The 15,270-nt window shown below is 67.4% G+C and carries 13 protein-coding genes; 5 read left to right on the top strand and 8 right to left on the bottom strand.

Features of this window, described 5'->3' with window-relative positions:
- The 3 genes from JHD80_RS12280 to JHD80_RS12270 all read left to right on the top strand — a co-directional run.
- A partial coding sequence (locus tag JHD80_RS12280) for a phosphoadenylyl-sulfate reductase (protein WP_282568385.1) occupies positions 1–855 on the top strand: 855 nt, incomplete at its 5' end.
- Positions 852–1,754, top strand: coding sequence for a sulfate adenylyltransferase subunit CysD (gene cysD, locus JHD80_RS12275; protein ID WP_349237257.1), 903 nt, complete (start codon positions 852–854; stop codon positions 1,752–1,754). The genes JHD80_RS12280 and cysD, both read left to right, overlap by 4 nt.
- Positions 1,754–3,388: a sulfate adenylyltransferase subunit 1 gene (locus JHD80_RS12270; protein WP_199087482.1), complete on the top strand. Its 1,635-nt coding sequence runs from the start codon at positions 1,754–1,756 to the stop codon at positions 3,386–3,388. Before cysD ends, JHD80_RS12270 begins: the two co-directional genes overlap by 1 nt.
- A gap of 82 nt (positions 3,389–3,470) precedes the next feature.
- Here JHD80_RS12270 and JHD80_RS12265 read toward each other — a convergent pair whose 3' ends face one another.
- The 7 genes from JHD80_RS12265 to JHD80_RS12235 all read right to left on the bottom strand — a co-directional run bounded on the left by JHD80_RS12265 (position 3,471) and on the right by JHD80_RS12235 (position 9,753).
- Positions 3,471–4,118 carry an EF-hand domain-containing protein gene (locus JHD80_RS12265; RefSeq protein WP_199087480.1) on the bottom strand — a complete coding sequence of 216 codons (648 nt, stop codon included), beginning with the start codon at positions 4,116–4,118 and terminating at the stop codon, positions 3,471–3,473.
- A gap of 137 nt (positions 4,119–4,255) precedes the next feature.
- The gene (locus JHD80_RS12260) at positions 4,256–4,663 is read right to left on the bottom strand and encodes a RidA family protein (RefSeq protein ID WP_199087478.1); all 408 of its coding nucleotides are present in this window, start codon (positions 4,661–4,663) and stop codon (positions 4,256–4,258) included.
- Positions 4,664–4,709: 46 nt separating this feature from the next.
- On the bottom strand, positions 4,710–6,350 hold the full coding sequence (locus JHD80_RS12255; protein WP_199087476.1) for a benzoate-CoA ligase family protein: 1,641 nt from the start codon (positions 6,348–6,350) through the stop codon (positions 4,710–4,712).
- A gap of 63 nt (positions 6,351–6,413) precedes the next feature.
- Positions 6,414–7,622, bottom strand: a complete 1,209-nt coding sequence (locus JHD80_RS12250; RefSeq protein WP_199087474.1) for an acyl-CoA dehydrogenase family protein — start codon at positions 7,620–7,622, stop codon at positions 6,414–6,416.
- A gap of 1 nt (position 7,623) precedes the next feature.
- A complete protein-coding gene (locus JHD80_RS12245) occupies positions 7,624–8,460 on the bottom strand; it encodes an enoyl-CoA hydratase family protein (RefSeq protein WP_199087472.1) in 837 nt (278 codons plus the stop codon).
- Positions 8,460–8,996: a MarR family winged helix-turn-helix transcriptional regulator gene (locus tag JHD80_RS12240; RefSeq protein WP_199087470.1), complete on the bottom strand. Its 537-nt coding sequence runs from the start codon at positions 8,994–8,996 to the stop codon at positions 8,460–8,462. The genes JHD80_RS12245 and JHD80_RS12240 overlap by 1 nt, the downstream gene beginning before the upstream one ends.
- Before the next feature lies 1 nt (position 8,997).
- On the bottom strand, positions 8,998–9,753 hold the full coding sequence (locus JHD80_RS12235; RefSeq protein WP_199087468.1) for an SDR family NAD(P)-dependent oxidoreductase: 756 nt from the start codon (positions 9,751–9,753) through the stop codon (positions 8,998–9,000).
- Positions 9,754–9,991: 238 nt separating this feature from the next.
- On the opposite strand from JHD80_RS12235, the gene JHD80_RS12230 reads away from it, so the two are divergent.
- Positions 9,992–12,316 carry a bifunctional salicylyl-CoA 5-hydroxylase/oxidoreductase gene (locus JHD80_RS12230; RefSeq protein WP_199087466.1) on the top strand — a complete coding sequence of 775 codons (2,325 nt, stop codon included), beginning with the start codon at positions 9,992–9,994 and terminating at the stop codon, positions 12,314–12,316.
- 85 nt (positions 12,317–12,401) lie between these two features.
- Here JHD80_RS12230 and JHD80_RS12225 read toward each other — a convergent pair whose 3' ends face one another.
- Complete coding sequence (locus JHD80_RS12225; RefSeq protein ID WP_199087464.1) at positions 12,402–13,664, bottom strand: MFS transporter; 1,263 nt, start codon at positions 13,662–13,664, stop codon at positions 12,402–12,404.
- A gap of 461 nt (positions 13,665–14,125) precedes the next feature.
- On the opposite strand from JHD80_RS12225, the gene JHD80_RS12220 reads away from it, so the two are divergent.
- The gene (locus JHD80_RS12220) at positions 14,126–15,223 is read left to right on the top strand and encodes a DUF2778 domain-containing protein (RefSeq protein WP_248311521.1); all 1,098 of its coding nucleotides are present in this window, start codon (positions 14,126–14,128) and stop codon (positions 15,221–15,223) included.
- The last annotated feature ends 47 nt before the right edge of the window (positions 15,224–15,270 follow it).

Raw genomic sequence — 15,270 nt, 5'->3', positions numbered from 1 at the left:
GGGTATAAGTGGTTCGTTCGATTTACCGAACAGGCGGCCAGGACCATGGCGAACGGCTTCGGCGCGGACGAACCCATCACGACAAGGCCGGCAGAGGCGCTGCTGGCGCATCGTGCGGCTGCGCTCGATGCGGCGTTCGGTGTGGCGGAGGTTGCCCAACGCCTCGCCGGCATCGTCGCCCATTCCGAAGGACCGGTCGTCTTCACCACCTCCTTCGGCCTCGAAGACCAGGTGCTGACCCATTTCATCGCGACCGCGAAGCTGCCGGTCACCTTCGCCACGCTCGATACCGGGCGGCTCTTTCCCGAGGTCTACGCCCTCTGGCAGGAGACCGAGGAGCGCTACGGCATCGTGATCCGCCCCTATTACCCGCGCCATGACACGCTTGAGCTTCATGTCCGCCAGAACGGCATCAACGGCTTCTATGCCTCGCGCGACGCCCGCAAATCCTGCTGCGACATCCGCAAGGTCGAGCCGCTTGGCCGGGCACTGGCTGGCGCCGATATCTGGCTGACGGGGCTTCGCGCCGACCAGTCAGCCGCGCGCGGCAGCGTCAAGCTCGCGGAAGCCGATCCGGCGCGCAGCCTCGTCAAGGCGAGCCCGTTGATCGACTGGACGCGTGAACAGGCGCTCGCCTTCGCGCAGGAGAACGCCGTGCCGATCAATCCGTTGCACGAGCGTGGCTTCGTCTCGATCGGCTGCCAGCCTTGCACCCGCGCGATCCTTCCCGGCGAGCCCGAGCGCGCCGGGCGCTGGTGGTGGGAGGACGACGCGGCCAAAGAATGCGGCCTGCATGTCGGGGCGGACGGAAAGCCGGCGCGCGCCGGGCTCTCGGCGGTGGAGGTGCGTCAGTGATCCAGCTCAGCCATCTCCAGAAGCTCGAGGCCGAAGCGATCTTCATCATCCGCGAGGTCGTGGCGACCTGCGACAAGCCGGTGCTGCTCTATTCGATCGGCAAGGATTCCGCCGTCCTGCTGCATCTCGTGATGAAGGCGTTCTATCCGGCAAAGCCGCCTTTCCCGCTGCTCCATGTCGACACGACCTGGAAGTTTCGCGAGATGATCGCCTTCCGCGACGAGACGGCGAAGCGCCTCGGGCTCGACCTGATCGTCCATATCAACCGCGAGGGCGTCGAGGCCGGGATCAACCCCTTCGCCTCCGGCTCGCGCGTCCATACCGACGTGATGAAGACGCAAGGGCTGAAGCAGGCGCTCGACCTCCACAGGTTCGATGCGGCCTTCGGCGGTGCGCGTCGCGACGAGGAGAAGAGCCGCGCCAAGGAAAGGGTCTTTTCGTTGCGCTCGCCCGAGCATCGTTGGGACCCCAAGAACCAGCGCCCCGAGCCCTGGCAGCTCTTCAACACCCGCAAGCATCGCGGCGAGAGCTTTCGCGTGTTCCCGCTCTCGAATTGGACCGAGCGCGATGTCTGGGACTACATCGCGCTGGAGAACATCCCGGTCGTTCCGCTCTATTTCGCGGCGCCGCGCCCGGTCGTCCGGCGCGACGGCGCCTGGATCATGCGCGACGACGAGCGCATGGAACTGCGCCCCGGCGAGACCGTCGAGACCCGCATGGTCCGCTTCCGCACGTTGGGCTGCTACCCGCTGACCGGCGCCGTCGAAAGCGAGGCGGCGAATCTGACCGACATCATCGCCGAGATGCGCTCCTCCCGATCCTCCGAGCGGCAGGGCCGCGTCATCGACCATGACGGCTCGGGCTCGATGGAGCAGAAGAAGCAGGAAGGCTATTTCTGATGGGCTTCGCCATCGCCAAGAAGAAGGCACCGAAACCGGTGCAGACGCCGTTTCCGGCCAATGATGCCCCGGCTTCATCCGCAACAGGCCAGCATTCGCTGCTGCGCTTCATCACCTGCGGCTCGGTCGATGACGGCAAGTCGACCCTGATCGGCCGCATGCTCTACGAGGCCGGCGCGGTCTTCGACGACCAGCTCAGCGCCCTCGACAGCGATTCCAGGAAATTCGGCACACAGGGCGAAGCGCCCGATTTCGCGCTGCTGGTCGACGGCCTTTCGGCCGAGCGCGAGCAGGGCATCACCATCGACGTCGCCTATCGCTATTTCGCCACGGAAACCCGCAGCTTCATCGTCGCCGATACGCCCGGCCACGAGCAATACACCCGCAACATGGCGACCGGCGCTTCCACCGCCGATCTCGCGATCATCCTGGTCGATGCGCGCAAGGGCCTGTTGCCGCAGACCCGCCGCCATTCCTTCATCGTCTCGCTGGTCGGCGTCCGCCATGTCGTGGTCGCCATCAACAAGATGGATCTCGTCGGCTATGACGAGACCGTCTTCGCGCGGATCGCGGCGGACTACCGCGCGGCGGTGCAGAATCTCGGCTTCGCCTCGATCCGCTTCATCCCGGTCTCGGCCCGCGACGGCGAGAACGTCATGCGCCCGTCCGCGCGGATGCCCTGGTATGACGGGCCGGCACTGTTGCCCTATCTCGAAGACGTCGCGATCACGCGGACCGCACCCGGCGAAGAGGCTTTCGTCCTGCCGGTGCAATGGGTCAATCGGCCCGATCTCGATTTCCGCGGCTATGCCGGCGCGGCCGTCGCCGGGCGTGCCCGTGTCGGCGATCCCGTCGTCGCGCTGCCTTCCGGCCGCACCAGCCGCATCGCGCGGCTGATCGGCGCGGCCGGCGAGGCGAGCCAGATTGCCGCCGGCCAGGCGGCCACGGTGACGCTGGAAGACGATATCGACATCTCGCGCGGCGATGTCATCGCCGCGGCCGGCACCGCGCTCCCGGTCAGCCGTGGCCTCAAGGCCCGGCTGCTCTGGACCGGCGAGCGCGCCATGCTCGAAGGCGGCCAGTTCCTGGTGAAGCTTGCGACGCAGAGCGCCAATGCCACGGTCGAGACGCTGCATCACAGCATCGATATCGAGGGCTTCCAGCCGCTGCCGACGCAGAGCCTGGGCATGAACGGCATCGGGCTGGTAACGTTGCGCCTCGATCGTCCCCTGGTCTCGTTGCCTTATGCAAGGAGCCATGAGCTCGGCGGCTTCATCCTGATCGACCGCATCAGCAACGAGACGGTGGCCTTAGGCTTCGTCGAACCGGGCGAGGGGGCGGTCCAGCAGGCCGTCGGCGAAGGCGGGGCGCTGGCGCGAACGAAGCGCGCCGTCATCCGCATCGCCGGCCGCCCGGGTACGCCGGATCGCAGGGCGTGGCTCGCCGGCGTGAGCTGGCGCGTCCTGAGCACGGGGGGGCTGTTTGCGGCGGCTTTCGCGCTGACGGCCAATGCGGCGGCGTCCTTGGCGCTGGCCTTGGGCGATATCCTGCTGCGGCCGGGTTTGCGGGCGCTGCATATGCGGCTCTGGCGGAAGGCGCCGGCCGGAGCCCTGCAGGACGGGGCGGGGATCTGAGGAGCGGCGCCAGCGGCTTCTGCCGTCGGCGTCGGGAATCTTGCGGCTGCCACGGGTCTGCGCGGCGACCGGATGGCAGGGCTCAAGCCGCCTGGGTATAGGTCGTGGCTGCGCTGTTCGAAGCCGAGAGCTGCGACGCGCTGCCATAGGCCTGCGACGCGTTCTGCAGCGCTTCCGGCGGCGGCCGGTGACGATGGTGATGTCCGCCGGCCTGCTGCATCGAGGACTGGAAGGACTTCACCTCGTCCTGCGAGACCGAGCCGTCGCCATTCTGGTCCAGGGTGCTGAAGAGCTTGTTCAACTGGTCGCTGTCCAGGCGGCTGTCCTTGAAGGCCGCGCTGAACTCGTCCTTGCTGATCCCGCCATTGGCGTCGGTGTCGATCGCCGAGAAGGCCGACTTGCCGTCCTTGTCGGCGTCGCTGTCCGAGGCCGTGTCGGCCTTCTGCGTTCCCCCCGCCTGGAGCGAGAACAGGAAGGACTGCAGCAGGCTGTCCGCCTTCTGAGCCTTATCCTTGAACGCATCCGACTCGGCCTTGCTGATCGAGCCGTCGCCGTCGGAATCGATCTTCTTGAAGAGCTCCTCGCTCTTGCTGCTGTCGGCGCCTTTGGGGGCCGCGCTCTCGAATTCGTCGAGGCTGATGCCGCCGTCGCTATTGCTGTCGATCTGATCGAAGCTGGGAGGTTTGTGGTGCGGCCGGGCGCCGCCCCCGATACTGCTGATACTGGACATGGAGATACTCCGGAGACGCCGCGATCCTGCGGCGCTCCGAGAGTCTCGGCCCGGAATCTTGGTGAATGCCTAATGAATCGGATTGTGTGAGTTTTTTTCCCACGAGTCGATCCGCGGCATTTTGACGCAAGGTTTGTTCAGCTTGCGACGACCGCCGTCGCTTCGATCTCGACCAGGGCCTCGAGCTCGACCAGAGCCGCCACCGCGACCACCGCCATGGCGGGGAAATGCCGGCCGAAAACCTCGCGATAGACCGGCCCCAGCTCCTTGAGGCTGGCGCGATAGGCGGCGATATCCGTCACGTACCAGGTCAGGCGCACGATATCCTCGACGCGCCCGCCGCCCGCCTCGACTACCGCCCTGATGTTGAGGAAGGTCTGGCGCAACTGCCCGACGAAGCCCTTGGCGAAGACGCCTTGCGCATCCCAACCGACGAGCCCGCCTGTGACCAGCACGCGGCCTTCCGCCACCATGCCGTTGGCATAGCCGCGCGGCTGCGGCCAGCCCTCGGGCAGGATGGCGCGTGATTGCGGAAGGTCGGACATGGCGTATCGCCTCGGTTTCGGCCGTTCAGGCTCTGTTGAAGGGAAATCAGGTCTCACCCTGCGCCATCTGGCGCAAGGCGAAGCGCTGCAGCTTGCCGGTCGCGGTCTTCGGCAGAACCGGGACGAACGCGATGGCGCGCGGGTATTTGTAGGGCGCGATGCCGGCCTTCACATGCTCCTGCAGCGCCTTGGCCAGCGCCGCGTCGCCGGTGACCCCCTCGCGCAGCACGATATAGGCCTTCACGATCTGCCCGCGCTCGGGGCAGGGCGCGCCGACCACGCCGCATTCCGCGACGGCCTCATGGGTCAGCAGGCAGGCTTCCACCTCCGGGCCGGCGATGTTGTAGCCGGCGGAGATGATCATGTCGTCGGAGCGGGCCTGGTACCAGAAATAGCCTTGCGGATCGCGCAGATAGGTATCGCCGGTGATGTTCCAGCCGTTCAGGACGTAGCGCGCCTGCCTGGGGTCGGCGAGATAGCGGCAGCCGGTCGGTCCGCGCACCGCGAGCCGCCCCGGCGTGCCGTCCGGCACCTCCTCGCCGTTCTCGTCGACGATCTTCGCCTCGTAGCCCGGCACCGGAATCCCGGTCGAGCCCGGCCGGATCGCCTCGCGCGGCGCGCCGATGAAGATGTGCAGCATCTCGGTCGCGCCGATGCCGTCGAGCAGCCGCATGCCGGTCCGGGCCTGCCATGCGTCGAAGGTCGCTTTGGGTAGGGCCTCCCCGGCCGAGACGCAGGTTCGCAGCGAAGAGATGTCGCGCCCGTCGAGCTTGTCGAGGATGGCGCGATAGGCGGTCGGCGCCGTGAAGACGACGCTGACCTTGTAGCGCTCGATCGCATCGAGGAGATCGGCCGGGCCGGCTTTCTCGGGCAGCACCATCGCCGCGCCGATCCGCATCGGGAAGAGCACGAGCCCGCCGAGCCCGAAGGTGAAGGCCAGCGGCGGCGAGCCGGTGAAGCGGTCCTCGGGCGAGGCCTTCAGCACGCGGGCGCCGTAGCAATCGCAGATCGCCAGCATGTCCTGGTGGAAATGCATGGTGCCCTTGGGCTCGCCAGTGGTGCCGGAGGTGAAGGCGATCAGGCAGACATCGTCGCGGGCGGTGTCGACAGCCTCGAAATGCTCATAGCCGGACTGCGCCATCAGGGCTTCCAGCTCGCTCCCGGCACTGCCGAAGGCGACGATGCGGGCGAGTTCCGGCACCTGTCCCTTGGCGGTCTCCAACTCGGCGGTGAGGCGGTGATCGCAGAGCGCAAGCGTAATTTTCGCCTTGCGCAGCGGATAGGCGAGTTCGCCGGCCCGCAGCATCGGCATGGTCGCGACGGCGACGCCGCCGGCCTTGATCACGGCGAGATAGGCGGCGACCATCATCTGCGTATTGCCGGCGCGCAGCAGCACGCGATTGCCGCTGACCATGCCGAGGTCGCGGGTCAGCACATTGGCGATGCGGTTCACCATCTCGGCGAGATCGGCATAGCTCCAGTGCAGGTCGCTGGCGATCACGGCGGTGCGCCCGCCGCGTCCCTCGGCGATATGCCGGTCGAGCAATTCGGCGACGCAGTTCAGCCGCTCGGGATAGGTCAGCCCTGCCTCTTCCACTCTCAGGTCGGGCCAGCTTTGGCGCGGCGGCAGGTTGTCCCGCGCGAAGCTGTCTTGATGCCCCGATGTCGCGAATCCGGTTGCTGTCATGCTGTTCCCCTGCAGGAGCCGGATCCGATCAGGTCCCCTCGGCCTGATCGGTTGAATCCGCCCCTAACGATCTGCTCTTCCGGCATGTGTCTTGAGCAGGTCGCGCGCGATCACGACCTTTTGGACTTCCGAGGCGCCCTCGTAGATGCGCAGCGCCCGGATTTCCCGATACAATTCCTCCACCTTGACGCCCTTGGTGACGCCGAGCCCGCCATGGATTTGGACGGCCCGGTCGATCACGCGCTGGGCGTTCTCAGTCGCGACGAGTTTCGCCAGCGCCGCTTCGCGGGTGACGCGGGCCGCGCCGCGGTCCTTGGTCCAGGCGGCGCGATAGACGAGGAGGGCGGCGGCATCGACCTCGGCAGCGCTGTCGGCGATCGCCGCCTGCGAAAGCTGGAGATCGCCGAGCGTGCCGCCGAAGAGCTTGCGGCCATTGGCATGGGCCAGCGTCTCGTGCAGCGCGCGGCGCGCGAAGCCGAGCGCGGCGGCGCCGACCGTCGAGCGGAAGATGTCGAGCGTCGCCATCGCGACCTTGAAGCCGTCACCCGGGCCGCCGATGCGGTTTTCCAGCGGCACGCGGCAGCCCTCGAAGCGCAGCGTCGCCAGCGGATGCGGCGCGATCACCTCGATGCGCTCGGCGATGGTCAGGCCGGGCGTATCGGCTTCGACCAGGAAGGCGGAGAGCCCGCGGGCGCCCGGCGCCTCGCCGGTGCGGGCGAAGACGACATAATGGTCGGCGATGCCGCCGTTCGAGATCCAGCTCTTCTCGCCGTCGATGCGGACATGGGCATTGCCGTCCGGCGTCGCGGTCGCCGCCATGGCGGCGACGTCGGAGCCCGCTTCCTTCTCGGACAGCGCGAAGGCGGCGATACGCTTGCCGGCCGCGACATCCGGCAGGATGCGCTGCTTCATCGCCTCCGAGCCGGCGATGCTGATCGAGCCGGTGCCCAGCCCCTGCATGGCGAAGGCGAAATCGGCTAGCCCGTCATGCGCCGCCAGGATTTCGCGGGCGAGGCAGAGCGTGCGTACGTCGAGCTTGTCGGTGAGCCCGCCATAGGCCGCCGGCACGGCAGCCTTCAGGAAACCTGCAGCGCCCAAGGCCGCAACGCGCGCCCGGCAGGCCTCGTCGACATCGTCGTGAGGCAGGTCGGCGAGATAGGAATCGGCCCAGCCGGAGAGCTCGGCGGCGAAAGCACGGTGGCGTTCCCCAAAGAACGGCCAGTCCAGCGTGTCGCCGAGAATGTCGAGGCCGAGCGGAGAAGCGCTGCCCATCTCAGTTGCCCTCGAAGACCGGCTTCTGCTTGTTGGCGAAGGCGTGATAGGCGCGGGAGAAGTCCTCGGTCTGCATGCACAGCGCCTGCGCCACGGCCTCGGCCTCGATCGCGCTCTCGACCGACATCGCCCATTCCATTTCGAGCATGCGCTTGGTCATGGCGTTGGCGAAGGTCGGCCCGTCAGCCAATTCGGCTGCAAGGGCTTGCGCTTCCGGCAGCACGGCCTCGGAGGCGCAGAGCCGGTTGAGGAAACCCCAGCGCTCGGCCTCCTCACCTTTGAGCACGCGGCCGGTATAGAGCAGCTCGGCGGCGCGGCCCTGGCCGATGATGCGCGGCAGCATCGCGCAGGCGCCCATGTCGCAGCCGGCCAAGCCGACGCGGTTGAACAGGAAGGCGATCTTGGCTCCGGCCGTGCCGAGCCGCAGGTCGGAGGACATCGCGACGATCGCGCCGGCGCCGGCGCAGACGCCGTCGATCGCGGCGACGATCGGCTGCGGGCAGGCCCGCATCGCCTTGACCAGCTCGCCGGTCATCCGGGTGAATTTCAGCAGGTCCTTGGTCTCCATCGCGACCAGCGGCCCGATGATCTCGAAGACGTCGCCGCCCGAGGAGAAATTGCCGCCGGCGCCGGTGACGACGATCGCCTTGACCGCCTCTTCCTTCTGCGCGGCGAGGAAGAAATCCGTGAGTTCGCGGTAGCTTGCGAAGGTCAGCGGATTCTTTTTCTCAGGCCGGTTCAGCGTCACCGTGGCGACCTTGCCGGAGACCGAGAGACTGAAATGCTCCGGCGTGAAACCCGCCAGCGGCAGGGTCGTGGCATTGGCGATCTCTGCCATCAGGCATCTCCCTTGGCGGCGTCTTCGGCCCGCCCCGCGATGGCGCGATGCAGCGAGGTCTTGGTTTGTCCGAGCAGCCGGAACAACTGCCCGCGATCGGTCTGCTCGAGCCCAGCGAACAATTCGGCGATCCAGTCCTCATGGCGCTCGGCCATGGCGCGGAAGACCTTGCGGCCCTGTGCCGTCAGGGTCAGGATCTGTACCCGCCGGTCCTGCGGGGCGGAGCGCTTGTCGACGAGCCCGTCCGTCACGAGGCCTGCGACGACGGCGGTGACATTGCCGTTCGAGACCATCAGGCGTTGCGAGACCTCGCCGACCGTCATGCCGACCGCAGTTTTGTCGAGCTGCGCCATCAGGTCGAAACGCGGCAGCGTGGTCTTGAATTCCTCGCGCAGGCGGTTGCGGATCTCGGTCTCGATCAGGGTCGAGCAGGTCAGCAGCCTGAGCCAAAGGCGCAGCTCGTCCTTGTGGTCGCCGGGGCGCTCGCTCGCCTTGGTCTCGCGGTCGAGGATTAGGGAAGAGGAGGGCGTCTCCATCTCAGAACTCCCCGCCATTGACGAGCAGCGACTGCCCGGTGACGGCATCGCTGCCCGGCCCGCAAAGATAGAGCACGGCTGCCGCGACCTCTTCCGGCGCGATCAAACGGCCCTGCGGATTGTCCTTGATCATCGCCGCCAGCGCATCCTCGCGGCTCTTGCCGGTCTTGGCCGCGACAGTGTCGATGCTGGCGGTCGCCATGTCGGTATCGGCATAGCCCGGGCAGACCGCATTGACGGTGACGCCGGAACGCGCCGTTTCCAGCGCCAGCGACTTCACCAGCCCGACCACGGCATGCTTCGCCGCCACATAGGCGCTGACATAAGGGTAGCCGCGATGCCCCGCGGTGGAGGCGATCGCGATCAGCCGGCCATGGCGCTTTTCCAGCATGGCCGGCAGCGTTGCGTGGAACAGGTTCACCGTGCCGATCAGGTTGATGTCGAGCATGCGGCGGAAGCGCTCGCTGTCGCTGCGCATGAACGGGTCGGTCTCGACCGCGCCGGCATTGGCAACGGCGATGTCGAAGGCATTCTGGCGGGAGAGCCGGTCGAGCACGGCGGAGACCGAGGCTTCGTCACGCACGTCGCAAGCCGCGAAATCGGTGGCGACGCCGTTGGCGACGGCCTCTCGCAGGGTCGCTTCGTCGCGCCCGAGGATGCTGACCCGCGCGCCGGCCGCCGTCAGCGTGGCGGCGATGGCCCGGCCGATGCCGCGTCCGCCACCCGTTACCAATGCACGCCGTCCCTGCAGTGTCATGGTCGTTCGACCTCCAGCTGCGAATATATTTTAAGTCTGAAGGAATTTGCAAGCGGCCTGATGGTGGCACGGAGGGAGGGCCATTTTGCGGCGCAAAGCCCTGTCAGTGCGGTGTTTCGCCGTGCCGGGTCGCCGCGCGTCTCGCCCGATCACCGCAAAAGCCTCTTGAGCTCAAAAACATTTTAGGCTTAAAATAATTTCTCAAGCCGGGTCGGCCGGCTCCCTGATGGAGGCGTCGATGCGTATCGCGGTCGTGGGCGGAGGGCCGGCGGGGCTCTATTTCGCATTGCTGATGAAGCGGGACTGGCCGGAGATCACGGTCGATATCTTCGAGCGCAACCAGGCCGACGACACCTTCGGCTTCGGCGTCGTCTTCTCCGACCAGACGCTCGACACGTTCAAGGCGGCGGACGCCAAGAGCTACGCCGCGATCCGCGACAACTTCGCCTATTGGGATGATATCGAGATCCGCTTCAAGGGCGACAGCTATCGCGTGCCCGGCAATGGCTTCTGCGGCTGCTCGCGCCGCTCGCTGCTGATGCTGGTGCAGGCGAGGGCGCGCGAGCTCGGCGTCAACCTGCATTTCGGCGACGATATCGCCGATGTCGAGACGTTGAAGCGCGACTACGACCTCGTCGTCGCCGCCGACGGCGTCAACAGCCGCCTGCGCGAGAACTGGCGTGACCGCTTCCAGCCGCAGACCGACCTCAGGCCTAACAAGTTCACCTGGATGGGCTCGACCCGTCCCTTCGACGCCTTCACCTTCTTCTTCAAGGAGACCGAGCACGGGCTCTTCATCGCCCATTGCTACCAGTACGAGGCCGGGCGCTCGACCTGGGTGCTCGAGACCGATCCCGAGACCTTCGCGAAGGCGGGCTTGAGTGCCCTGGACGAGGCGCAGTCCGCCGCCTTCCTCGAAGGCGTCTTCGCCGAGGAGCTCGAAGGCCACAAGCTCATCACCAACCGCTCGCTCTGGCGCAATTTCCCGATGATCCGCTGCCGCAACTGGGTGGTCGAGAATGTCGTGCTGATCGGCGACGCCAAGGCGACGGCGCATTTCTCGATCGGCTCCGGCACCAAGCTCGCGATGGAGGATGCCATCGCCCTGCACAGGGCGATGGGGCAGGCGAAGCTCGATGTCGCGGCTGGCCTGAAGCTGTTCGAGACGCAGCGCCGCGAGGAGGTCGAGAAGACCCAGCACGCGGCCGATGTCTCGCTGGTCTGGTTCGAGGAATTGAAGCGCTTCTGGGATTTCGAGCCGCTGCGCTTCGCCTTCGGCCTGATGACCCGCTCCAAGGCGATCACCTACGATAATCTGGCCCTGCGCGCGCCGGAGATGGTCACGGCCGTCGACAAGCTCGTCGCCGATGGCCTCGGAGATCTCGCCAAGCGCCGCAAGGACGGCTCGCCGGTGCCGCCGGCCTTCCAGCCCTTCAAGCTGCGCGAGATGCGGGTCGAGAACCGCATGACGCTCTCGCCGATGTGCCAGTATTCCGCCGAGAATGGCCTGCCGGGCGACTGGCACCTGATGCATTACGGCTCGCGCGCCATCGGTGGTCCGGGCCTCATCTTCACCGAGATGACCTGCATCGCGCCCGATGCCCGGATCACCCCCGGCTGCACCGGCCTGTGGAACGACGAGCAGGAAGCCGCCTGGAAGCGGATCGTCGATTTCGTCCATGCGAACTCCGCCGCGAAGATCTGCCTCCAGCTCGGCCATGCCGGCCGCAAGGGCGCGACCAAGCTGATGTGGGAGGGCATGGACCGCCCGCTGCCGGAAGGCGCCTGGCCGATCATCTCGGCCTCGCCGCTGCCCTATTATCCGGAAAGCCAAGTGCCGCGCGAGATGACCCGCGCCGACATGGACCGGGTCAAGGCCGAGTTCGTCGCCGCGGCCGAACGGGGGATGCGCGCCGGTTTCGACATGCTGGAGTTGCACTGCGCCCATGGCTATCTGCTCGCGAGCTTCCTCTCGCCGCTGACCAACAAGCGCGTGGATGATTATGGCGGCTCGGTCGAGAACCGCCTGCGCTATCCGCTCGAAGTGTTCCGGGCGCTGCGTGAGGCCTGGCCGCGGGAGAAGCCGATGTCGGTGCGCATCTCCGCCACCGACTGGGCCGAAGGCGGCCTCTCCGCCGCCGATTCCGTCGCCATCGCCGCAGCTTTCGCCACCGAGGGCTGCGACCTCGTCGACGTCTCGACCGGCCAGACCGCCCGGGAATCGCGCCCCATGTACGGCCGCATGTTCCAGACGCCGTTCTCGGACCGCATCCGCAACGAGGCGCAGGTCGCGACCATGTGCGTCGGCAACATCACCACGGCCGATCAGGTCAACACGATCGTCGCTGCCGGCCGCGCCGATCTGGTCGCGCTCGGGCGGCCGCATCTGGCCGATCCGTGCTTCGTGCTGCGTGCTGCCGCCTGGTACGGCGTCGATACCGCCCAGCCGGTGCAATATGCGCCGGGCAAGGACCAGCTCATGCGCAACACCCCGCGCGAGCGCCAGGATCTGGAAGAGCTGAAACTCAAGGCCAAGCCCAGCCGCCACGCCGTGGCGCATTGAGATCGGTCGTGCTCGCCTGAACCGCTTCCGTCATTTCGCGCTCCCGCAGGGGCAAGCGCGGAATGACGGGGTGAAACTCGCCGAGCTACTTCCCTTCGGCATCGCTCCTGCGTCCCGCGGGCGAAACGTCGGGAATGGTCGGGGCGGTCGGCTTGCGCTCGGCGAAGGGGTTCGCCTCCGGCGGCTTAACCCGCAGGCGGAAGGCGAGGTAGATGCCCGTCGCGAGCGACAGCGTGCCGAGATAGACCAGCAGGCCCTGCGGCCCCATGACCTGCATGAAGGCGGTCGAAACCAGCGGGCCGATCGCGGAGCCGGTCGCCCAAAGAAAGAGCAGTTGCGCGGACAGGCCCAGCGCGCGCTCGCGGCCCAGCCGGAAATAGGCATGGGCGACCGCGACCGTGTAGATCGGCATCGAGCCCGCGCCGATCAGCGCGAACAGTCCGAACTGCCAGAGCCGGCTATGCGGCAGGGAAAACCAGAACACGGCGCCCAGCGCGAGCGTGCACAGCACGACCGAGGTGGTGGCGCTCAGCATGATCTTGCGGCTCTCGACCCGGTCGGCCAGCAGCCCGAGCGGCCATTGCAGGACGAGTGCGCCGATCTGGATGCCGGCGGTGAGCAGGATCGCCCATTTCTGGGTGAGCCCGATCAGGATGCCATAGGCCGGCGCGACATTGGTGAGCGCCCCGCCCATCAGCCCGACATAGAGGCAGCCGATGACGGCCGCCGGCGCATATTGCCAGATCGTGTTGAGCCTGACCGAGATCACGGCGCCCGATTCCGGGCCCCTGGCCTTCGTCATGCCGACCGGGATCAGCGCGATCGAGAAGGCGGCGCTGGCCAGCAGGAAGATGTCGTTCGACTGCATCGAGACATAGCCGACGCCGATCTGCGAGCCGATCAGGGCGAGGCGGTTGAGGATCTGGTAGAGGCCGAAGACGCGGCCGCGCTGCCCGGCCGAGGCCTGCCCGCTGATCCAGCTCTCGATGCAGATCGCGTGGCCGGCGCCGGCGAAGCCCATGCCCAGCCGCGAAATGCCCCAGAGGTCGAGCGGCGTCGCCGCGAAGCTCAGTGTCAGCACCGCTTGAAGCGCCGCGAAGACGGCAAAGGCGCGGATATGCCCGACGCGGCGGATGAAGGCGGGGATGACGAAGCAGCCGGCGAGGAAACCGACGGAATAGGCCGAGCCGACGAGGCCGATCAGCAGCGGCGCCTTCTGCTCCAGCGCCATCTTCAGCGGCACGGCCGTGTTCACGATGGTCGCGGCGATCTGCAGGATCAGCGCACCGCTGACGATTGCGCCCAAGGCGGCGACGGAGCTCGTCTTCGGCTCGGCTGGCTGGCTCACTGCGGTCCCGGCCTCCGGCGCAGGCGCGCTGGAACCCTGCGATTCCGGCGGCTGCAACTCATGCGGTTGCGATGCTTGCGACATATCCGATTCGAAGGTCGGTTTGGGAAAAATGGGCTGAGATCGCAGCTTTGCCGGAAAAGATGGGCCAATCGGGGCAGTCCGCGAAAAATCCTCGTCTTTCTTCCTTCATCGTCCGGACTCGATCGCGCCGTCTTTCGATGGTCATGCATCCCCGCGCCGAAGCCTGTTCCGCCATGCGCGAAAGGCGAAAATTTATCGATGCGGTTCACCGGCGATTAACCAAGGCAGCGCCTTATCGATACGGAACGAAGTTTGGGTTCTCCCGGCATGCTCTGTGACATCGCGACGTGTATCGCGCCTCCCTTGGTCGAGGCGCGGGCCGCGACGCTGTGCCTGCGGCCGCCGGGCGTGGCGTAAGCGTATCGAGAGTGCGGCGGATGACCTATGCGACCTATGTCCGGGAAGGTGGCGCGCCTTATGTGCGGCCTCGCCGCCGCCGCCGGCCCCTGCTGAAAGGCCTCCTCGTCGCGCTCGCCCTGAGTGGCGGCGCGATGTCCGGCTTCTGGATGCTGGGGCAGGGCACGCCTGCTCCAGATGCCGCCGATACGCTCTCTGCAACGGCCCGGAAGGCACCGAACGCCCGCCTCGGGCAGCAGCCGGCCCCGGCCTATAGCGGCCTGCTCGATCCGGCTCTGTCGGGCGCCAAGGGGGCCTCCTTCGTGCCGGGCGCTCCGGTGCGTTCCGCCTTCCAGCCAGCCGCGCAGCCGCCGTCATCCACGCTCGCCGCTGTCGCTGCCGCCGAACCCGCCTTGCCCTTGCCGCCACAGCCCCCGGTCACGCTGGCGGAGAAGGCCGCACCCATGCCGGTGCCGCGCCCGCTCGATCTGCTGCCGAAGGCCGAGCCTCAGCAAATCCAGCCGCAGCAGCTTCAGCCGCGCGTCGCCCAGCCCGGCACGTCGCGCCGCAACCGCACCGCCGCGGCCGTGCCGACGCCTGAGGACAACCGCAACTTCTTCGAGAAGCTGTTCGGCGTGCAGAAGCAGGCCGAGCCGGCCGGAACCGCGCTCGCCTATGCCGCGCCGCAGGATGATATCGTCGACCGCGGCCGCATCACGCGCCTCAGCCCCTCAGTCGGCACGCCGACGCGCACCGCCGAGGCCGGCACCGCGATCTACGATATCGCCGCCAAGATGGTCTACATGCCGAATGGCGAGCGCCTGGAGGCCCATTCCGGCCTTGGCGAGATGATGGACGATGTCCGCTACGCTCATGTCCGGATGAAGGGCGTCACCCCGCCGCACACCTACACGCTGACCGAGCGCGAAGCCCTGTTCCACGGTGTGCGTGCCATCCGGCTGAACCCGGTCGGCGGCAGCGGCGCGATCCATGGCCGCGCCGGCCTGCTCGCCCACACCTATCTGCTCGGGCCGCGCGGCGACTCGAACGGCTGCATCTCGTTCAAGGATTACGACCGCTTCCTGCAGGCCTTCCTGCGCGGCGAGGTGAAGCAGATCAGGGTGGTCGCGAGCCTCTGAGCGCGGGGCGGCGCACTGGCTCGCGCTGGTTTCCACGGAAACGGGCC

This window comes from Allobosea sp. ASV33 (genome assembly GCF_016428755.1).
GTDB lineage: Bacteria > Pseudomonadota > Alphaproteobacteria > Rhizobiales > Beijerinckiaceae > Allobosea.
Note: the sequence above shows the minus strand (reverse complement) of the source record. Positions and strands in the feature narration are given on the sequence as shown.